This window comes from Stenotrophomonas sp. SPM (genome assembly GCF_003105135.1).
Lineage (GTDB): Bacteria > Pseudomonadota > Gammaproteobacteria > Xanthomonadales > Xanthomonadaceae > Stenotrophomonas.
Genome location: NZ_QETL01000011.1, coordinates 38,949 through 59,149 on the forward strand (window position 1 = coordinate 38,949; position 20,201 = coordinate 59,149).

18 protein-coding genes and 3 tRNA genes are annotated in these 20,201 nt (G+C 67.2%); 11 read left to right on the forward strand and 10 right to left on the reverse strand.

The features are described 5' to 3' along the window. The first annotated feature begins 38 nt into the window (after positions 1-38). Positions 39-2,459, forward strand: a complete 2,421-nt coding sequence (gene bamA / locus DCO49_RS04805) for an outer membrane protein assembly factor BamA (protein ID WP_116863048.1) — start codon at positions 39-41, stop codon at positions 2,457-2,459. A gap of 141 nt (positions 2,460-2,600) precedes the next feature. On the opposite strand, the gene DCO49_RS04810 is transcribed toward bamA, so the two are convergent. The 5 genes from DCO49_RS04810 to DCO49_RS04830 all read right to left on the reverse strand — a co-directional run bounded on the left by DCO49_RS04810 (position 2,601) and on the right by DCO49_RS04830 (position 5,968). Continuing rightward, entirely contained in the window at positions 2,601-4,391 is a 1,791-nt protein-coding gene (locus DCO49_RS04810) for an acyl-CoA dehydrogenase C-terminal domain-containing protein (RefSeq protein WP_116863049.1), read from the reverse strand. A 61-nt stretch (positions 4,392-4,452) separates the two neighbouring features. Then, on the reverse strand, positions 4,453-4,929 hold the full coding sequence (locus DCO49_RS04815; RefSeq protein WP_116863050.1) for an LEA type 2 family protein: 477 nt from the start codon (positions 4,927-4,929) through the stop codon (positions 4,453-4,455). A gap of 141 nt (positions 4,930-5,070) precedes the next feature. Continuing rightward, entirely contained in the window at positions 5,071-5,637 is a 567-nt protein-coding gene (locus DCO49_RS04820) for a lipocalin family protein (RefSeq protein WP_116863051.1), read from the reverse strand. Positions 5,638-5,744: 107 nt separating this feature from the next. After that, positions 5,745-5,820 (reverse strand) — tRNA-Phe (locus DCO49_RS04825). Positions 5,821-5,892: 72 nt separating this feature from the next. Next, positions 5,893-5,968 (reverse strand) — tRNA-Phe (locus DCO49_RS04830). Between the two features lie 372 nt (positions 5,969-6,340). On the opposite strand from DCO49_RS04830, the gene DCO49_RS04835 reads away from it, so the two are divergent. Further along, positions 6,341-7,369 carry an NADP-dependent oxidoreductase gene (locus DCO49_RS04835; protein ID WP_116863052.1) on the forward strand — a complete coding sequence of 343 codons (1,029 nt, stop codon included), beginning with the start codon at positions 6,341-6,343 and terminating at the stop codon, positions 7,367-7,369. A gap of 36 nt (positions 7,370-7,405) precedes the next feature. Here DCO49_RS04835 and DCO49_RS04840 read toward each other — a convergent pair whose 3' ends face one another. Further along, positions 7,406-7,873, reverse strand: a complete 468-nt coding sequence (locus DCO49_RS04840; protein ID WP_116863053.1) for a hypothetical protein — start codon at positions 7,871-7,873, stop codon at positions 7,406-7,408. Beyond that, positions 7,870-8,331: a hypothetical protein gene (locus DCO49_RS04845; RefSeq protein ID WP_116863054.1), complete on the reverse strand. Its 462-nt coding sequence runs from the start codon at positions 8,329-8,331 to the stop codon at positions 7,870-7,872. The genes DCO49_RS04840 and DCO49_RS04845 overlap by 4 nt, the downstream gene beginning before the upstream one ends. Before the next feature lie 127 nt (positions 8,332-8,458). Between DCO49_RS04845 and DCO49_RS04850 the strand changes: the two genes are divergently transcribed. Both DCO49_RS04850 and DCO49_RS20275 read left to right on the forward strand, forming a co-directional pair. After that, positions 8,459-9,220, forward strand: coding sequence for a hypothetical protein (locus tag DCO49_RS04850; RefSeq protein WP_116863055.1), 762 nt, complete (start codon positions 8,459-8,461; stop codon positions 9,218-9,220). Positions 9,221-9,328: 108 nt separating this feature from the next. Continuing rightward, entirely contained in the window at positions 9,329-9,505 is a 177-nt protein-coding gene (locus tag DCO49_RS20275; RefSeq protein WP_165835676.1) for a hypothetical protein, read from the forward strand. A gap of 30 nt (positions 9,506-9,535) precedes the next feature. On the opposite strand, the gene DCO49_RS04855 is transcribed toward DCO49_RS20275, so the two are convergent. Beyond that, on the reverse strand, positions 9,536-9,982 hold the full coding sequence (locus DCO49_RS04855) for a hypothetical protein (protein WP_116863056.1): 447 nt from the start codon (positions 9,980-9,982) through the stop codon (positions 9,536-9,538). A gap of 129 nt (positions 9,983-10,111) precedes the next feature. Continuing rightward, positions 10,112-10,187 (reverse strand) — tRNA-Ala (locus DCO49_RS04860). A 126-nt stretch (positions 10,188-10,313) separates the two neighbouring features. On the opposite strand from DCO49_RS04860, the gene DCO49_RS04865 reads away from it, so the two are divergent. The 5 genes from DCO49_RS04865 to DCO49_RS04885 all read left to right on the forward strand — a co-directional run bounded on the left by DCO49_RS04865 (position 10,314) and on the right by DCO49_RS04885 (position 15,822). Next, positions 10,314-11,696 (forward strand): DUF4932 domain-containing protein, encoded by a 1,383-nt coding sequence (locus tag DCO49_RS04865; RefSeq protein ID WP_165835677.1) that lies wholly within the window; start codon positions 10,314-10,316, stop codon positions 11,694-11,696. Between the two features lie 85 nt (positions 11,697-11,781). After that, a complete protein-coding gene (locus tag DCO49_RS04870; RefSeq protein WP_116863066.1) occupies positions 11,782-12,072 on the forward strand; it encodes a Rho-binding antiterminator in 291 nt (96 codons plus the stop codon). Between the two features lie 159 nt (positions 12,073-12,231). Beyond that, on the forward strand, positions 12,232-14,559 hold the full coding sequence (locus tag DCO49_RS04875) for a TonB-dependent receptor (protein WP_116863058.1): 2,328 nt from the start codon (positions 12,232-12,234) through the stop codon (positions 14,557-14,559). Between the two features lie 90 nt (positions 14,560-14,649). Then, positions 14,650-15,141, forward strand: coding sequence for a hypothetical protein (locus DCO49_RS04880; RefSeq protein WP_133249388.1), 492 nt, complete (start codon positions 14,650-14,652; stop codon positions 15,139-15,141). Positions 15,142-15,213: 72 nt separating this feature from the next. Beyond that, positions 15,214-15,822 (forward strand): hypothetical protein, encoded by a 609-nt coding sequence (locus DCO49_RS04885; protein WP_116863060.1) that lies wholly within the window; start codon positions 15,214-15,216, stop codon positions 15,820-15,822. Positions 15,823-15,994: 172 nt separating this feature from the next. On the opposite strand, the gene rnd is transcribed toward DCO49_RS04885, so the two are convergent. Further along, positions 15,995-17,074: a ribonuclease D gene (rnd, locus tag DCO49_RS04890; protein WP_116863061.1), complete on the reverse strand. Its 1,080-nt coding sequence runs from the start codon at positions 17,072-17,074 to the stop codon at positions 15,995-15,997. A gap of 84 nt (positions 17,075-17,158) precedes the next feature. Between rnd and DCO49_RS04895 the strand changes: the two genes are divergently transcribed. Together DCO49_RS04895 and DCO49_RS04900 are read left to right on the forward strand one after the other, a co-directional pair. After that, the gene (locus tag DCO49_RS04895; RefSeq protein ID WP_116863062.1) at positions 17,159-19,030 is read left to right on the forward strand and encodes a formylglycine-generating enzyme family protein; all 1,872 of its coding nucleotides are present in this window, start codon (positions 17,159-17,161) and stop codon (positions 19,028-19,030) included. An 89-nt stretch (positions 19,031-19,119) separates the two neighbouring features. Next, entirely contained in the window at positions 19,120-20,016 is an 897-nt protein-coding gene (locus tag DCO49_RS04900; protein WP_108769401.1) for a M48 family metallopeptidase, read from the forward strand. Positions 20,017-20,201: the final 185 nt, after the last annotated feature.

Consider the following 20,201-nt stretch of genomic DNA (forward strand, 5'->3'; position numbering starts at 1 on the left):
CCCGTACCAATGAAATCGACCTTCCTACCGGACGTGACATGACGCGACTCCCCAATCGCCGCCTGCTGGCCCTCGCCCTCGCCGCCGTCACCGGCGCTCCCGCCCTGGCCCAGGCAGCCGAGCCCTTCACTGTCAGCGACATCCGCGTCGACGGCCTGCAGCGCATCAGTTCGGGTACGGTGTTCACCTACCTGCCGGTGGAACGTGGCGAGACGGTCACCGACAGCAAGGTCGGCGAGACCATCCGCGCCCTCTACAAGACCGGCTTCTTCGAAGACGTGCAGCTGGATCGCCAGGGCAACATCCTGGTCGTGACCGTCAAGGAACGCCCGGCGATCAACAAGCTGACCGTGACCGGCAACAAGGACATCAAGTCCGACCAGCTGCTCAAGGGCCTGTCCGACATCGGCCTGACCGAGGGCGGCACCTTCGACCGCCTGAGCCTGGACCGCGTGACGCAGGAACTGCGCCGCCAGTACAACGACCGTGGCAAGTACAACGTCGAGATCACCCCGACGGTGAGCCCGCTGGACCGCAACCGCGTGGACATCGCCATCGCGATCAAGGAAGGCAAGGCCGCCAAGATCCAGCACGTCAACCTGGTCGGTACCGAGAAATACGACAGCCAGGACATCCTGGAAACCTGGGAATCCAAGGAGCACAACTGGGCGTCGTGGTACCGCCGCGATGACCAGTACTCCAAGGAAAAGCTGTCCGGCGACCTGGAAAAGCTGAACTCGTGGTACCTGGACCGCGGCTACGTCGACTTCAGCATCGACTCGACCCAAGTCTCGATCAGCCCGGACAAGCGCGACATGTTCGTGACGGCCGGCGTGACCGAAGGCAACCAGTACAAGATCTCCGAGATCAAGGTCAGCGGTGATACCGTCCTGCCGCAGGAAGATGTCGAGCGCATGGTCGTGCAGCGCGCCGGCGACACGTTCTCGCGTGCGCTGCTGGAGTTCAGCTCCGACGCGATCACCAATTCGCTGTCCAACATCGGCTACGCGTTCGCCAAGGTGAACCCGATCCCGACCACCAACCGTGCCGAGCAGACCGTCGCGGTGAACATGCAGGTCGTCCCCGGCCCGCGCGTGTCGGTGCGTCGGATCATCTTCAAGGGCAACACCCGCACCTCCGACGAAGTGATGCGTCGCGAAATGCGCCAGTTCGAGAACAGCTGGTACTCGCAGGCCGCGATCGACCGCTCCAAGATCCGCCTGCAGCGCCTGGGCTACTTCGAGTCGGTGGACGTTGAAACCCCGCCGGTCAGTGGCAGCAACGACCAGGTCGACGTGGTCTACAACGTCAAGGAAACCACCTCGGGCAGCTTCGTGTTCGGCCTGGGCTACTCGCAGTCCTACGGCATGACCACGTCGGTGCAGCTGTCGCAGAACAACTTCCTCGGCGGCGGCAACCGCGTGTCGGTGGAAGCCTCGCGCAGCAGCTACCTGCAGCGTTACGGCTTCAGCTACACCAACCCGTACTTCACCGATGACGGCGTGTCGCTGGGCTACAACCTGTCCTGGCGCGAACTGGACTACTCCGACTTCAACACCGCGCAGTACAACAGCACCAATGGTTCGGCACAGGTGGTGTTCGGCGTGCCGCTGACCGAGACCGACAGCGTTTCGCTGATGTTCGGCATCGACAGCAACCAGATCACGACGTACCCGGGTTCCACCCCCGAGTCGATCATCGACTACATCAACGCCATCGGCAGCAAGACCTTCCATGCCTGGCGCACGGAGCTGGGCTGGGCGCGCGATTCGCGCAACGACTACTTCATGCCGACCCGCGGTACCTACCAGCGCATCGGCCTGGAAACCACGCTGCCGGGTTCGACTGTCGAGTACTTCAAGCTGAACTACCAGATCAGCAAGTACTGGCCGATCATGCCGTCGCTGGTGATCAACACCCGCGCCGAAATCGGCTACGGCGACAGCTACGGCAAGGACTACACCCGCAACATCTGCTACACGCCGTCTACCACCGACAATCCGAACCCGACCCAGACCGTGGACTGCACCCCGGCTTCGTCGGACTACGTGAAGACGGTGACCGCCACGGGCCTGCCGTTCTACGAGAACTTTTACGCCGGCGGCACCAACTCGGTGCGCGGCTTCGAAGACAACACCCTGGGCCCGCGCGAGGCGACCTCGGGTTACCCGAACGGCCAGCCGCTGGGCGGCTCGGTGAAGACCGTCGGTTCGGTGGAAGCGTACTTCCCGCGCCTGTTCGACAGCCCGTCGGCACGTGTGTCGGCCTTCGTCGACTTCGGCAACGTCTACAACGGCACCAGCAACGTCAAGGCCAACGAACTGCGCGTGTCCACCGGTGTGGCCCTGCTGTGGCGCGCCCCGGTCGGCCCGATCTCGATCAGCTACGCGTTCCCGCTGAAGAAGAAGGACGGCGACGAAATCGAGCGCCTGCAATTTACGTTTGGTGGCCAGTTCTAACTGGCCCCCAAACGTTCCCACGGTTTGCGATGCAAACCGCGGGGCCTATCCTGTTCCCTATCCCCCGCGCCGTTGGCGCGCCCCCCTTAACAAAGGGGGGCTCTCCTCCAGATACATCGCGGGGGCTCTGACCCCTTGGGCTCAGGCGCCGAAGCGCTCGTCGTCCATCGCCATCAGTGGGGCGGCGCCGGCCTGCATGGCGGCGGCGTGAGCCAGGGTGCGCGGCAATACGCGGGCGAAGTAGAAGCGGGCGGTTTCGCGCTTGCCCTGGGCGAAGTCGGCGCCGTGCGCGCTGGCGTCGGCGGCGGCCACGCTGCGCGCCCACCAGTAGGCCAGCACCACGTAACCCGAATAGAACAGGTAGTCGTAGCTGGCTGCGCCCAGTTCGTCCGGGTTGCCGGCGGCGCGCTTGAGCACGTCCATCGTCAGGCTGCCCCACTCGGCGGCTTTGGCCTGCAGCGGGCCGATGAACTCGGCCAGTGCCTCGTTGCCTTCGTGTTCCTTCGCGAACGCTTCGATTTCGGCCAGCATCAGCTTCAGGCCGGCGCCTTGGCTGGAGGCGGTCTTGCGGCCGATCAGGTCCAGCGCCTGGATGCCGGTGGTGCCTTCATACAGCGTGGTGATGCGCGCATCGCGGGCCAGCTGCTCCATGCCGTGCTCGCGGATGTAGCCGTGGCCACCGAAACACTGCAGGGCGTTGTAGGTGTTCTCGATGCCCCATTCGGTCTGGCAGGCCTTGGAGATCGGGGTGAGGAAGCTGACCAGGGTGTCGGCGCGCTCACGCTCGGCGGCATCGTCGGCGCTGTGCGCAACATCGATGAGCGTGGCGGCGTGCAGGGCCAGCAGGCGGCTGCCTTCGACCAGCGACTTGATGGTGAGCAGCATGCGCCGCACGTCCGGGTGCACCAGGATCGGGTCGGCGGCCTTCTCCGGGAACTTAGCGCCGCTGAGCGCGCGCGACTGCAGGCGCTCACGGCTGTACTTCAGCGCGTTCTGGTAGGCGCGTTCGGACAGGCCGATGCCCTGCAGGCCGACGCCCAGGCGTGCGGTGTTCATCATGGTGAACATCGCCTGCAGGCCCTTGTGCGGCTGGCCGACCAGGTAGCCCTGCGCACCGTCGAAGTTCATCACGCAGGTGACCGAGCCCTTGATGCCCATCTTGTGCTCGATCGAGCCGCAGCGCAGTGCATTGCGCTCGCCGACGTTGCCGTCGCGGTCGACCTTGAACTTGGGGGTGACGAACAGTGAGATGCCCTTGGCACCCGGAGGGGCGTCGGGCAGCTTGGCCAGCACCAGGTGCACGATGTTCTCGGTCAGGTCGTGCTCGCCGGCGGTGATGAAGATCTTGGTGCCGGTGATCGAGTAGCTGCCATCGGCATTCGGCTCGGCCTTGGTCTTCAGCAGGCCCAGGTCGGTGCCGCAATGCGGTTCGGTCAGGCACATGGTGCCGGTCCAGCGACCCTCGATCAGCGGCTTGAGGAAGGCGTCGTGCTGCCAGGCTTCGCCGTGCTGCTTCAGTGCTTCGATGGCGCCGTGGGAGAGCAGCGGGAAGTTGCCCCACGCCAGGTTGGCGGCGTTGATCATCTCGTTGAGCGGCACGCCCAGGGTGTGCGGCAAGCCCTGGCCGCCCAGTTCCGGTGCGGCGGTCAGGCCGGTCCAGCCGCCATCGACGAACTGGTCGTAGGCCTGCTTGAAGCCGGGCGGAGTAGTCACTTCACCGGTGGCCTGGTCGAGCACGCAGCCGATCTCGTCGCCCACGCTGTTGAGCGGAGCCAGCACGCTGGCGCTGAAACGGCCGGCTTCTTCCAGCACGGCATCGACAACGTCGGCGGTGGCGTCGGTGAAACCCAGGCGGGCGAACAGCGGTTCGACCTTGAGCACGTCGTGCAGGGCGAAACGGAGGTCGGAAAGCGGGGCGGTGTAGCTGCTCATCGGTGACGTCTCGATCAGGACAAAAGGGCGCGGCAGGCAATGCCGCGGCGAAAGGGGAATCTCAGCGCAGCACGCCGGGCAGGCCCGGGGCCTGGTTGAGGGTGCTGCGGCCGCTGATGTCGAAGCTGCGCTGCTTCTTTTCCTGCGGGGTGGCGGCCACCGTGCCCTTCAGGCCATAGGCCAGGGTGCGGTTGCCGGCCAGGGCGTCGGCCACGACCAGGCGCGCGCCGGAGCTGGGCACCAGGTTGATGTTGATGACGTCGGCCGAGGTGCCGCCGATGGAAATGGCCGGCTTGGCCTGCAGGGTGCCCGCTTCGGTGTCGCCGACGGTCAGGGTCAGCGAGACATCGTCGAAGGTCATGGGCATCGAGCTGTAGTTCTGCAGGCGCAGGGCCACGGTCCAGTTGCCGTCGGCGCCCACGGTGAGCTGCTGCAGGCTGGCCGCCGGTTCCGAAACACGCTTGACGATGCCATCGCTGCAAGCAGCCAGGGTCAGGGTGCACAGGACGATCAAGGCGAAACGGAAACGGTGGAGCATGGGCGCAGGTCCTTTATAGGGGGTGCGTGGGATAAGCATACTACGGCGTATGGTGGAATGGATCGCCGGCGGCGACCCGCCGCAGAGGGTAGCGCGTGAACATGAACGCAGGCGCGCGCTGAGCGCCGCCCATGGCGGCATTCAGTCGGCCGGCGTGGGCGCGGGATCGCGCAGCGGGGCCATCATCTTCAGCGGCGCAAGGTCGTAGCCCATCGCTTCGGCCTTGGCCTTGAGCTGCTCGAACAGGCTGCGGTCCATGTCCGGCAGGCGCGAGAGGATCCACAGGTACCTGCGGTCGGGTTCGCCGACCACGGCCCACTGGTACTCCGGGTCCAGGGCGATCACCCAGTAGTCGGCCCAGACCAGCGGCACCCAGCTCAGCCAGTCCGGAGCGAAGCGCACCTGCAGCTGGCCGGGCTGGCCTTCCACCGGGCGTGCCACGCCATCGGCGACCACCCGTTCGCCCTCGCGGTTGCGGCAAGCATTGGTGACGCTGATGCGGCCATCGCGGCGCAGCCCGTAGTTCGCGGTGATCTCGCCCACGCACTGTTTCTGGAACGATACCGGCAGGTGCGCGATTTCGTGCCATTGGCCGGCATAGCGGTCGATGTCCAGGGCCTCGACGGCGCGCACGGGTTCGGCAGCTAAGGCCGGCGCGGCGGCCAGCAGCAGGCAGGTCAGCAGGGCAGGGCGCAGGCGCATCGGCATGGGCGGGCTCCGGGCGAGAGCTTCGAGCGTAGGCGAGTGGCGGTGGTGGGGTGTGAATGCCGCGAGTGGGCAAAAAAAAAGACCTGCATTTCTGCAGGTCTTCAAACTGGTGGCCGAGGACGGAATCGAACCGCCGACACGGGGATTTTCAATCCCCTGCTCTACCAACTGAGCTACTCGGCCAGTTTGGCAGGCCAACCGCGCGGACGCAGTGGCCGGAAAAAAAAGACCTGCATTTCTGCAGGCCTTCGAAAGTGGTGGCCGAGGACGGAATCGAACCGCCGACACGGGGATTTTCAATCCCCTGCTCTACCAACTGAGCTACTCGGCCACTTGTTTCGTTGCAGCGAGGTCGCTGCCGAGGACGCGCATGTTACGGAGGTAGACCGCATTCGGCAAGCGTTTTGGCAAAAAACCTTCACATTGCCGTCTGCGCGCGCGCAAGTGCTTGATCCTGCGTGCGCGGCGGAATGCGCGCGGCTGGTTGGCGGGGATGCAGGTAGCGCGGGGGCATGCCCCGCGAGCGTGCTCTGCGACGGAAATCAGCGGTGCGCCGATATCGGCAAAGTCGCAGCGGCAGGGGCTGTGTCGGGCTGCGTGTGCGGCGGCCGGTGGAACGCTGTTTCCGTCGCCGCCCAAGGCCGGCGCGGAGGCGTACCGTCGGCTCTCCCTTTCGATGCTGCACGCAGCAGAGACCCTTGCCATGTCCGATACCCCGATCAACACCACGCGCATCGTCCTGGCCTCACGCCCGCAGGGAGCGCCGACCGACGCCAGTTTCCGCCTGGAACAGGCCCCGCTGCCGGCACTGCAGCCAGGCGAGGTGCTGCTGCGCAACCGCTACCTGTCGCTGGACCCGTACATGCGCGGACGCATGGACGATGGCCCGTCCTATGCTGCGCCGGTAGCGCTGGGCGCGGTGATGGAAGGGCAGACCGTGTCTGAGGTGCTGCAGTCCACCGTGGCCGATGTTGCCGTGGGTGACCATGTGCTGGCACCGGGTGGCTGGCAGACCCATGCGGTGCTGCCGGCCGCCGCGCTGGGGCGCCGCCTCGACGTGGCCGGATTGCCGCTGAGCACGGCGTTGGGCGTGTTCGGCATGCCTGGCTTCACCGCGTATTCCAGTCTGCATGAAATTGCCCGCTTGAAGCCGGGCGAGACGCTGGTGGTGGCGGCGGCGAGCGGGCCGGTCGGCGCCACCGTTGCCCAGCTGGCGCGCCTGCAGGGCGCGCGCGTGGTGGCGATTGCCGGGGGCGCTGCCAAGCAGGCTTACCTGCACACGCTGGGCGTGGACGTGGCGCTGGATCATCGCGCGCCGGACTTCGCCTCGCAGCTGCGCGACGCAGTGCCGGATGGCATCGACGTCTACTTCGAGAACGTCGGCGGCCATGTATTGGAGGCGGTGCTGCCTCTGCTCAACGATTTCGCGCGTATTCCGGTGTGCGGCACCATCGCCACCTACAACGCACGCGGTGTCGAGCAACCGGGTCCGGACCGGTTGCCAGCCCTGTTCAGCCAGATCCTGCGCCAGCGGTTGACCGTGCGCGGGTTCATCGTGCATGACTTCAAGCACCTGTGGCCGGAGTTCGAGCGCGAGATGGCGCAGTGGCTGCGCGAAGGGCGCATCCGGTACCGCGAGGACGTGGTGGAAGGATTGCAGCGTGCCCCGGAAGCATTCTTCGGCCTGCTGCAGGGGCGCAACTTCGGCAAGCTGGTGGTGAAGCTTGATTGAGCCTGTCAAGGCGATTCGGCCGGGCAGGGCGGTGCGCTAGCGGTAGGACAACCCACTGCTGGCCATGAAGCCCTTCGGGTCGAACACCGCCCAGGCCTCGCCCCACTCGAAACGGGCGCGGCCGGCGTTGAGCGGGCGTCCGAGCGCTTTGGCCAGGGCGCGGCGCATGAACGCGACTTCGGCATCGATGGCGGCCTCGGTAGGCCAGCCGTCTTCCATCGGCGCGCCGGGCAGCTGCACGCCGATGGACAGCATCGACAGCGCCTGCCCTTGGAAGCACAGGGCGACTGCCGCCGGCACGCCCTGCAGCTGCAGGCCGCGCAGGTGCAGCCACTGGTAGCCGTTGCCGAGGTCGCGGCTGTCCTGCAGCAGCACGGCAAAACCCGCGCGGGCCTGCGCCAGCGTGAGCGTTGGGCCGATCCTCAGCGGCAGCTCACCCAGGCCGATGCTGCCGTCGGCGGCATCGAAATCAAGCGCCCGCGGTGCGCTGCCGGGCGCACTCACGGGGCGAAACGCACCTGGCGTGGATCGCTGACGCTGATCTGCGTCTGGTAGTAGTACTTGCCGCTGGGCTGGCCGCTGGCGTTGATGAAGTCGATGCGGACCCGGCGCGCGGTACCGCCCACCAGCAGGCGGCGATTCTGCAGGTAGTCCAGCTTCAGGCCCAGTGCTTCTTCCAGTGCGGGGCGCAGCGCGGCATCCATGCTGAGGGTGATGTTCAGCGGGTGCCGGTAGTCGCGTTCGCTGTTGAGGTAGATGCGGCCACCTTCGCTGCCGACGGCTTGCACGGACAAGGCGAAGGTGCCGGAAATGCCGCGCGCTGGATCGTCCTGCGCGGCACGCACGGCTTCGTAGTTGCCGATGTAGCCGGGCACCGGCGGCGCGGCGGCCAGGCGGTGGGCGCAGCCGGTTGTCAGCAGCAGCGGGACCAGCAGTGAGGCCAGCAGGGCGGGGCGATTCATGGCGCTTCCTTGTGCGTCGGTGGCTGTGCCGATTGTGGCCGGGCGTCGGTTGCAGCCACAAGCGCGCTGTCCAATCGGCCCGTTGATGGGGCATGCTGGGCGCCTACCGCATCGACCAGGGAAGGACATGCCAAGGACCGCGGAAGTTCATGCCATCGATTGGGGCACGCTGCAGTGTGCCTATGGCGACGCCTCTGAAGCGGGTGCACTGCTGGCCGAGCTGATGGACCCGCAGCACCAGCAGGACTGGAACGACATCTGGTCGCATCTGTGCCACCAGGGCACGGTCTACCCGGCCAGCCACGCCGCGCTGCCGGTGCTGCTGTCGATCGCACGGCAGACCGGGCGCAGCGACGGCGATGATGCGTTGCTGCTGGCTGGCGCCATCGTTGCCGGCTCGGACGTGGGCGATCCCGGGCTGGTGCCGCATGGCGATGTCATCCAGGCGCTGCGCAGCAAGGTGCAGAAACGCCTGCGGGGCAGTGGCCGGGAGGCGGTGCCACTGTCCGAGGATGGACATGGCGAGCGTGGCTGGCTGCGCCAGGCCTGGCTTGGGCTGAGCGGTGAAAAAGCCTGGTCGCAGCACCTGGACCGGCTTGCCGAGGGCGAGATCGTGGGTGAGTGCGTGGCCTGTTCGGCCGATCTGTACTGCACGCTGGATATTGAAGCGCCGTATGTCTGCCATGAGGACCCGGTGTCCGGTGCCCCGTCGGCGACGTCTGCGCTGCTGCCCGGTGAACCGGTTGGCGTGGCCGAGCAGTGGCTGATGCAGCAGGTGCGCGGCGATGGTGATATCCGCGCCGAGCAGCTGCTGGAACTGGCCTTCGGTCATTCCGAATGCAGTGCCTGTGGACATCCGTTTGCGGTGCGCGAGTGCGTGCAGGCCTGAGCCGCAGGCGTCCTGCACGCGGCGCTCGCGGCGGCCTGACCATCGCATCACCGGCGCGCGTCTAGCGTGCGTTGACCGGGTCGGCCTGTTGCCGGCCGGAGAGCCCCCATGAACGACAAGCAGAATCCCAACCAGCAGCAGGCCCGCGAAGGTGCCGAGGAAAGCCGCCAGGACCGCCGTCAGGACGAGGTGGCGAAGCAGCGGCCTGGCCAGCGGGACCAGCAGGTGCATGACGCGCATTCGCGGCGGCCGCAGCGCAAGGATGGGAGCCAGGAGCCGGGTTGAGGGCGGCGACGGCTGCGGCTGCCCGGGCGTTCAGTCCTGCAGCGTGAACCCGGCAGGCGCGCGCGGCACAGGTACGGCCGGGCAGTGGTACATGTCCATGTAGACCGCGGTGGTGGTCTCGCCGCAGTGCACGTCGTAACGGTCGATGACGTGGTAGTCGGGCGTGCCTTCGGCCAGCGGCGCGAAGGTCATCATCGCCTCGAACTGATGTTCGCGGACGACACGGTCGCTGGACGGTGGATTGCGGCTGCCGACGTTGCCGCCACGCTCGAAACGCGGGCGCGTCTGATCGCTGCAGACCAGCTGTTCGAGATAGGCCCGCTGGCCATCAGGCTGGCATACCTTGATCGGGCTTTCCTTGCGCAGGCCCCACTGTGCGCTGTCTTCCGGCGCGCCATCGTCGGCAAGTGCAGGGGCGGCGGGAACGGCCAGCGCGACCAGTGCGACCAGCGCCAGCAGGGCAGTGACTGCATGCATCCGTGCATCCTCGGTCGGTGTCGAGATGATGATCCTAGCGCAGGGGCGTGGGATGGGTGACCGCCACCGCGACGGCGGCCCAAAGAAAAAGCCCGCGGATCGCTGGGATCTACGGGCTTCTCTGAATAGTGGTGGAGCCAAGGAGGATCGAACTCCTGACCTCGTCATTGCGAACGACGCGCTCTCCCAGCTGAGCTATGGCCCCACGGCGGGGCTAGTGTAGCGCTGCGGACACCCCTTGCCAAGTGCAGGGCAAGATGACTTCCGCCACTGCGGGCATGCGGTCACAACTGCCAGCATGGGCCATTCATCGCCATGGGAAGGAATCCGTATGCGCCGCTGCCTGTTCGCGTTGCTGCTCTCGCTGTGCCCGGTGACACATGCGGCGGAGCTTGGGTCGCCTCTGGTGTCCGTTGATGAACGCATCGAACTGGCTGCGGTCGTGGCTCGCCTGGCCGGCTTCGAGGAGTTCCAAGGCGAGGGTGTTGCGTCCTACGATGCGGCTGTAGCGGCTTATTTCCTGCCCTTCGCCGCGCACCCTGCGGTTCTTCGTTTGCGCCAGTACAGGCACGAACGCAACATCGGCTACGGCGATACAGTTGCCTTGGCGGTACTGGCTGCCGATGCGGAGTGGACGCCGGCTGTCCCCGTCAGTGACTGGCTGCCCGTTGCTTCCACCCATTGGGATGAGGTCTCCGCCACTCGGATGATGCGCGACCTGGCCGCGTTCGCAGAAGCAAGCCGGGCGACAGCTTTCTTTGCATCGCAACGGGGCGAACTGCAGCAGATGGCCGCGGGACTGCAAACTGCGCTGGGTGATGGCGTCGACGTGTCCTGGTTCAGCGCGCTGGAAGGCATGGCACACGTCGTACGGCTGCATATCATCGTGGCCCCGTTGCATGGCCGTGGGAACTACGGACCTCGTGTCGTCCGTGCCGATGGCAGCATGGACGCCTGGGCGGTTATCGGGGTCGGGCAGGCACCGGACGCGGCACATGTGCAGTGGAATGCAGAAGCCGTGCAGCGCCTGCTCGTGCACGAGACAGCGCATGCGTGGGCAAATCCCTGGGTGGACCGTAATGCGGCAGCCCTGCGAACGTCGGGCGAGCGGAGGGTGATTCCGGGTGTCTATGGCCAATGGAGACCGGTGCTGTATGAAACGGTGGCGCGCGCGCTGACGATCCGCTATTTCCTGGATCACGCGCGTCCCGACGCCGCGCGACGCGCGATGGAAGAGGACGTGCAGCGCGGGTTTGAATGGACGGCTGCGCTGGCCGAACGATGGGCAGGCATGCACGCGCCGCTGCACGAACATGCGAGCGTGGCTGTGCTGAGGCAGGTGCTGGCCGCGCCGCGGATGCCGCCAGCCTGGCAGGCGTGGAGGCTCCAGTACTGGCCCGCCAGGGGCGCTACTGGGGTCGCGCCCGGACAGGCCGAGCTGCGCCTGCAGTTTGATCGCCCGATGCGCAGTGCGATTGGCGTGTTCGGGGAAAAACTGCCTGATTTCCTTGGACCTCCTCAGTGGAGCCCGGACGGTCGGGCGCTGGTGATGCCGGTAAGGATGGCTGCCGGCCGCGAGTATGAAATCCTGCTCAATGATCCCGACGTGCCTGGCGGCTTTCGCAGTGCACAGGGCGAGCGCCTGCCACCGCTGCGGTGGCAGTGGCGCACGGCGGCGCAGGCCGGGCCGGAGACTGGGTCGGAACGGCCATGATGGACGGCGCTGCCGCAAGGGCGGTCAGGCCGCAGGCGCTCAGCCGTGACAGACTTTGTTTCCTCACCTGATGGAAGAGCAGCGCATGACCGACTACCACCCGCTGGATTGCGACCTGCACGATGTGCTGGAAATCGCCTGCCTGCACCACGCCCTGCTGCAGGTCGAACTGCGCGATGGCAGCCGCTTCGTTGCGCGTGCGCGGACCACGATCAGCACTGCGGACAAGGAGGAATTCCTGCTGCTGGATACGGACGATGGCGAGCGACGCATCCGCCTGGACCAGCTGCATGCGGTGGCGACTTTGGGCGCCGATGGGCAGCCGGGTGCACGCACGCTGCTGGGGCCCGGACCGGCCAACGCGGCGCAGGAATAGGGGGCACGGCCCACTTTGCCGCAGCGGGCGGCAACCTGACTGCGACGGGGTGCGCAACGAAATCGTAACAATTCGGGCGATAATGAACGCTTGCGCAGCGTCTCCCTTTTCTACCGCCCGGCTCGCGCAGGCCGCACGGATGCCTCCTCAGAGCTCTCGATGCCTTCCCATACCGATTCCCGCCGTTCGTCGGGCATGTCGTCCGTTGTTTCCTTCCGTCGCCATCCGTTGGCCCTGGCCTGTGCCGGCCTGGCCCTGGCTGCCAGCTTCGGCGCCGCCGCGCAGGACCACGCGCCGAGCGCGACCGCGCTGGACACGATCACCGTGACCGCCGAGCACCGCGAACAGAACCTGCAGGAAGTGCCGGTGTCGGTGGGCGTGGTGCAGGGCGAGCGCATGCGCGACTTCACCGCCGGCGGCGACGACACCCTGCTGGCGCTGTCCGGCCGCGTGCCGAGCCTGTATGCGGAAACCACCACCGGCCGCATTTTCCCGCGCTTCTACATCCGCGGCCTGGGCAACATCGACTTCTACCTGGGTGCCTCGCAGCCGGTGTCGATCATCCAGGACGACGTGGTGCTGGAACACGTGGTGCTGAAGTCCAACCCGGTCTATGACGTGGACCAGGTGGAAGTGCTGCGCGGCCCGCAGGGCTCGCTGTTCGGCCGCAACACCACCGCCGGCATCGTCAAGTTCGACACCCTCAAGCCGACCGACGAGTACACCGGCCGCGTCAGCGCCAGCTATGCCAGCTACAACAGCGTGTCGATCGACGGCGGCTTCGGTGGCCCGATCAATGACGTCGCGGCGTTCCGCGTGTCGGCCCTGTACCAGCACCGCGACGACTACGTCGACAACACCTACACCGGCCCCAGTGCCGATGGCACGGTCAGCCCGAAGAAGAACGCCATGGGCGGTTTCGACGACCGCAACGTGCGCGCGCAGCTGATGCTCAAGCCCAGCGACCAGTTCTCGATCCTGGCCTCAGCCCACGCCCGCGACTACGACGGCACCTCGACCCTGTTCCTGCGCAACGCGCTGTCCAAGGGTTCAAACCAGACCGACGTGCCGCGCGACAAGGTCGCCTACGACGAAGCCGACAACAACCCGCAGGCCTACAAGACCTACGGCGGCTCGGTGAAGGCGCGCTATGACTTCGGCGCGGTCGATTTCACTTCGATCACTGCCTACGAAACCACCTCTGGTTACAGCCGTGGCGACACCGACGGCGGCGCCGCAGTGAATTTCCCGGTCAACGGCGTGCCGAACGGCTACGGCCAGTCGATGGGCCAGATCCGCGATCTGGACCAGTGGACCCAGGAATTCCGCCTGGCCAGCCATGACGACAACGCCCTGCAGTGGCAGGCCGGCGCGTTCTACTTCAACGGCAGCGACACCACCGACTTCTACCAGCGCGCGTGGTTCCTGCAGGGCGCGGCCCGCAACCCGAACAACTGGGTGCGCCTGCGCAACAAGAACACCTCGTGGGCCGGTTTCGGCCAGATCAGCTACGCCTTCACCGACAAGTTCAGCATCACCGCCGGCCTGCGCCAGACCAAGGACGAGAAGCACACCCGCCTGCTGAAGACCGCTGACACCGCTGCCGGCGTGGTCACCTACAAGGGCCGTACGGACGTGAAGATGTCCGATACCACCCCGAGCTGGGACCTGAGCGCGATGTACCAGTTCAACCCGAACGTGAGCGTCTACGCGAAGGTGGCACGTGGCTTCCGCGGCCCGACCATCCAAGGCCGCTCGGCCGTGTTCAACGCCGACTTCACCACCGCCGATTCGGAAACGATCCTGTCGTGGGAAGCAGGCGTGAAGAGCAGCCTGTGGGACAACCGCCTGCGCCTGAACGCCACCGCCTTCACCTACACCGTCAACGACATCCAGCTCAACGGCAATGATTCGGACGGCAACGGCGTGCTGTTCAACGCCGACAAGGCCAAGGCCTACGGCTTTGAAGCCGACATGGAACTGCGCCCGATTCCGAACCTGACCCTGAGCGCCGGCCTGAGCCTGCTGCACAGCGAGATCCAGGACAAGCGCGTGTATGCGCAGGTCTGCGCGCTGAACGGCGCCGTGGTGTGCACCGTGAACGACCCGACCATCAAGGTCGGTGCGAACACCTTCGCACAGATCGACGGCAACCCGCTGCCGAACGCGCCGAAGTACAACGTGAACTTCGCTGCGCGTTACGACTTCCCGGTCAGCGACGCCGGCACCATGTTCGTGTCCACCGACTGGAACAAGCAGGGTTACACCAGCTTCGTCCTGTACGACAGCAAGGAGTTCAACTCCAAGGGTGATTTCGAAGGCGGCCTGAAGCTGGGTTACTCCGGCAACTACGGTGCCTACGAAGTGGCGCTGTTCGCGCGCAACATCACCAACGAGAAGAACCTCAAGGGCGTGATCGAGAACTACATGGCCGCGGTCTACAACGAACCGCGTACCGTGGGTGTCTCGCTGAACATGAACTGGTAAGCACAGGTTCCATGCGGCACCCGGCAACGCCCCGCATCTGCGGGGCGTTGTCGTTTCCGCGACCTGCGTGCCATGACGGCGCGGATGCACATGCTATGGTCGCGCGCCGTGTTGAATGGATCTCGACCATGCTCCAAGGCGCTGTACCAGGCCCACGCCGAACCCGCTGCCGCCCTCCCGCTGCAGGCGCGCTGCGAAGCGCAGGTGGTCAGCTGGCGCGGGGCGACCGCATCGATGGGGTACATCACGCCGTACCCGCGCGAATCCAGTGGCACGCCGCCGCCGCGCTGGGTGGCCGACGCGAAGGCGGATGCGCGCAAGCACGTGCAGCACGGCCTGGATGAGGCAGGGCGCATCGTGTTCGAGCGCAGCCCGTCCGGCCGCATCGGCGTGTGGCTGCATGCGCCGGGTCGTCGCCAGTACCTCAGCTTCCATGAAGCTGGCCGCATCAACGCCGCCTGGGAGTTCCGCGAGGAAGGAGGACGACTGCAGGCGCTGGACCTGGTGGACGAGGGCCGCGGCATCGACCGCACCTGCCACTGGGAAGGCGACCGCCTGCTGCGTGAAGTGATGTGCAACTAAAGCACGGCGGGGCGCACGTGGTGGTGCCAGGATATCTACAGCTATGACGATGCCGGCCAGCTCGACCGCATCGTGCTGGAGTACCTGGACAAGAATGGCCGCGCTACCGGCCAGCGCCGCCTGCAGTACCAGCGGCCACGCCCGGGCGAGACGCTGGCGACGGTCACCGCCGGGGTCGAGCGGCTGCTGGTCGAGGCAATTACCGCGCAGCTGTCCCGCATCCCGCGCGATGAACCGCTGTACTGCCTGCTGCTGTGCTTCACCGAAAGCGACTTCACCGCGGCCTGGCCACCGTTCCTGGTGTGGGGCCGGCAGTCATACCGCGACGCGGTGCTGGCCCGTGGCGAGGATGTGGCGTACTACCTGTGGGCGCCGGATGAGATGCGCGGCGGGCAGGGCGATGCGGACGAATGCTGGTTCGATGACGAGGCGCTGGTCGAGGCCTGCAAGCGCCATTCGCAGTACATGGAGCTGCGCCGCAGCGACGTGTCGGCCAAGCGGGTGCTGAAGAACGTCGCGGCCTGGCTGGACGCGCCCGAGCGCCGCGCGCTGCTCAACACCACCGATGATTTCGTGGTGGCCGTGGCCGACAACACGGGCAGCATCGATCCGCTGCCCGGGATGCGCCGGGCGATCGGGCCGGAGCGCTGGGCCCGGTTGAAGGAGCGCGGTTACGTCTGAGCGACGGCGGCGGGGAAGCGTTGTGGACGTTCCCCGGTAGAGTCGACTGTCAGTCGACTGCTCTGGGCGCTGCAGAAGAGTTCCCGCGCTGCGGGCGATAGTCGACCAGCGGTCGACTCTACCCAGCCGGGATGCGCTGAGGATGGCGCCGGCACGAACCGGCGCCGTGCCATCAACGTGCCGGCAGCAAGGCCTTCAGGCGGGCTTCCAGCTCCTGCTGGCGCCAGCCGACCAGGGCGGCCGGCCACTGCCGGCGCTCCAGGTAGCTTTCCAGGTGCTTGCGCGAGGCCAGCACGCCGTCGGCCAGGCCCAGTTCGCGGCTGCGCTCGGCCACCGCATCCTGCAGCTTCTTCACCAGCTGCTTGTTGGTGTCGGTGGCCTGCATGGCCAGCGGCGCATCTGCTTCGTCGTCCAGCGGCGTCGACAGCGCCTGCCAGACCGCGCCGGCCAGCTTGCGCGGTGCCTTCGGGAACTGCTCGAACAGCTTGCCCAGCGCGGCCGCATCGGCCGGCGGCGTGCGCGCCAGGGTGGCGGCCAGTTCGTTGTCCAGGATCCAGCTGCGCGGGCGATCACTGCTGCGGGCCTGCACGTCACGCCAGCGCAGCAGGCGCAGCAGGCGGTGCTGGGCCGGTGCATCAAGGAACTGCGCCGCACGCATGGCCAGGTGCGGCCAGCGCTCTTCATCGTTGGCGACACTGGCCAGCAGGCGCTCTGCATCGTCGTGCAGCCACTGCTGGCGGCCCAGCGCCTGCAGCTTGCCGTCAATCGCATCATGCAGCGCGAACAGGTGCTCGACATCGTCGGCGGCGTACTGCAGCTGCGATTCGGACAGCGGCCGGCGCATCCAGTCCGACCGCGTCTCGCCCTTGGCCAGGGCGACGCCGGTGATTTCCTGCACCAGCTTCTGGTAGCCCATGCCGGCACCGATACCGGCCAACGCCGCGCCGATCTGGGTGTCGAACAGCGGCCGCGGCATCACCCCGCAGGTCCACTTGAAGGCCACCAGGTCTTCGCTGGCGCTGTGCATCACCTTGGTGATCGATTCGTCGGCCAGCCACGGCGCCAGCGCTTCGGGCATGCCGGGAATCAGCGGGTCGATCAGCAGGATGTCATCGCCGACGGCCATCTGCACCAGCGCAAGCTGCGGCCAGAAGGTGCGTTCACGGATGAATTCGGTGTCCAGGCCGATGCGGCTCGGGCGCTGCTGGCGGTAGGTGTCCAGCTCGGCGGGGGTGGTGATCCAGGTTGCCACGGGTCAGGGCCTACTACTCGGGTTTGCTCAGGCAGGGGAGAATAGCCTAACGTCGGTCCGCGTCCGTGTTGAAGGAGCTCCCGCTTGCGTTTTCCGCTGTCGTCCGCGCTGTGCACCGCCCTGGCCGTGGCCCTGGTCGGCTGCACACCGCCGCCTCCGGTGCCCGCCGACGGGGCCGGTGACGAGCGCCCGGCCCGGGAGCAGCCGGCACCGGCACCGGGGCAGGGCACGGTGACCATCGCCGATGACGATGCGGCCGAGGACATCCAGCAATGGACCCCGCCGCGGGTGGACCGGCAGCAGCGCAACCAGGCACAGCTGCGGCGTGCGGCCGAGCAGGCCTTCGCCCGCGACCACCTGTATGAGGATGCCGAGGCGGCCATTCCATTGTGGCTGGCCGTGCAGGAGGTTGATCCGGACGATCGCCAGGCCCGTGCCGGCCTGCAGCGTGCCCGGCGGCGCCTGCTGCAGCAGGCCGATGCGCTGCTGGCGCGGCCGCTGAAGCAGCGCGAAGCACTGGCCGAGGCCAGCCGCCAGGCGCTGGTGCTGCTGACCCTCGCGCCGAAGGACGAGAAAGTGCGCGTGCTGCAGGGTCGGGTCGAGACCGCGCAGCGCGTGGTGGCCTACAACCGTGCCGGTGAGGAGGACCTGCGTGCCGACCGCATCGGCGAAGACGGCGACGGTGCGATTCCCAATTTCCGTGAAGCCCTGGCCCTGGACGAGGACAACCAGCGTGCGCGGCAGGGCCTGGCTGCGGCCGAGAGCGGGCTGATCCGTCGTGCCGAGGACGCCGCGCGTGCGCGCGACTTCGCCAGTGCCGGTGCCTGGCTTGCCGAGGCCAGCAAAGTCCGCGATTCCTCGCCGACCATCGCTGATGCCTTCGAGCGCATCGAACAGATCCGCGCCGCCGCCCTGGTGCAGCTGCGCGACGGTGGCCTGCGCGACCTGACCACCCCGCAGGGCCTGAAGCCGGCGCGCGAGAAGCTGGCCGAAGCCCTGCGCATCGCCCTGCCGGGTGATCCGGTGGTTGCACAGCTGCGCGAGCGCATCGACCTGGCCACCCATTACGGCAGTTTCCGCCCGGGCCAGGTGTTCAGCGATGCGCTGCGTGACGGCGGCCGCGGCCCGCAGATGATCGTGGTGCCGCATGGCGGCTTCCAGATGGGCGCCGGCGATACCGAGCCCGGCGCCAGCGACGCCGAGCGGCCCTCGCACTACGTGCGCTTCGAGCGCGGCTTTGCGATGGCCATCACCGAGGTCACCGTGAGTGACTTCGAGCGCTACGTGAAGGCGACCAACGCCCGTCCGCGCGCGACGCGGCGTGGCCATTCGGTGGTCTATGACGAGCGCAGCGGCAACTTCATCCGCCGCAGCGGCGTGGACTGGCGCTCGGATTACGACGGCGGTCGGGCGATGGGCAATTCGCCGGTGATGCATGTGAGCGTGCGCGACGCCGAGAACTACGCCACCTGGCTGTCCGAGCAGACCGGGCGTTCCTACCGCCTGCCCAGCGAAGCCGAGTTCGAATACGCGATGCGGGGTGGCAACAGCGGCCGCTACCCCTGGGGCGATGCCGGCCTCCCACCGGAAGGCAACGGCAACTACACCGGCAGCCGCGACGTCTCGCCGTCGGGCCGGCACTGGCAGAACGCCTTCGTCGGCTATGGCGATGGCTGGTGGGGGCCGGCACCGGTGGCGACCTTCCAGGCCAATGCCTTCGGCCTGCATGACCTTTCCGGCAACCTCAGTGAATGGGTGGCCGATTGCTGGCACGCCAGCTACCGGCGCGCGCCGTCCGATGGTGCGGCCTGGTTCAACCCCGGCTGCCGCTCGCGGGTGATCCGCGGTGGCAACTGGGCCAATGCCCCGGAACAGACCCGCGCGGCCTGGCGCCAGTCGCAGGACTCGGACACCACCAGCGCGCGCATCGGCTTCCGCCTGGTGCGCGGCATCTGAGACGGGCCGGGCTTCACCCGCCATGGGCGGCGGCGCACTAAGATTGCGCCGTGCCCGCCGGCCGGCGGGGTCTGCTGGAAGACCTGTCGATGCGCAACGATCCCTTTTCCCGCTCGCCGCAACAGGGCCCTCGGCGCGGCCTGTTCGGCAACATCCGCTGGTGGGTGCTGCTGCTGGCGGCCGGCTACGCGGCGTTCTACTGGTTTTCCAACCGCACGGTCGACCCCTATACCGGCGAGAAGGTGCTGATCGACAGCACGCTGGATGCCAGCCAGGAAAAAGCGCTGGGCCTGCAGGCCTACCAGGAGATCCTGTCGCAGGAGCGGCCGCTGGATCCGAACGCGCAGATCTCGCGCGACATCCGTGCCATCGCGCAGCGGTTGATCGCCAAGGTGGACGTTGTGGAGACCGCGCTGGCGCAGGAGCACGGCGTACAGCCGGGGCATTTCTCGCGTGATTTCGACTGGGAGGTCAACGTCATCCAGTCCGACCAGGCCAACGCGTTCTGCCTGCCAGGCGGCAAGATGGCGGTGTACACCGGCCTGGTGCCGGTGGCGCGCACGACCGATGCGATGGCGGTGGTGATGGGCCATGAAATTGCCCATGCGCTGCTGCGCCATGGTGCACAGCGGATGGCGCAGCAGAAGCTGACGCAGATCGGCCAGGTGGCAGGCGCGGCGAGCGGCATGGATGCGCAGCAGCAACAGATGATGATGTCGGCGATGGGCTACGGTTATCTGCTGCCATATGCGCGCAGCCACGAGACCCAGGCCGATGAGGTGGGGCTGATGCTGGCGGCAGCGGCCTGTTTCGACCCGCGCGAGGCGGTGCCGTTGTGGGAACGGATGGGGCAGGCGAGTGGCGGACAGTCGCCGCCGGAGTTTTCCTCGACGCATCCCAACCCGGGTACCCGGATCCAGAACCTGCAGGCGCTGATGCCGAAGGCGCTGGAGTACCGGCAGAAGTTCTGCGAGCAGGCAAAGTAGGGTGGTGTTTGTTTTGCAGGGCTTGCAGCCCTGCACCTGCTGCAAGCCAGGGCAACGTCAAAAGCCGGCATTCCTTGGGATGGCGGGGTGGGTCCGGTTGAGGGGGACGCCGTAAACCCCCCTCCGGGGTTCGGCCCAGCCGCTGGCGCCCGAGGCATGCCTCGGGCCCATGCCGCTCCCCCCCC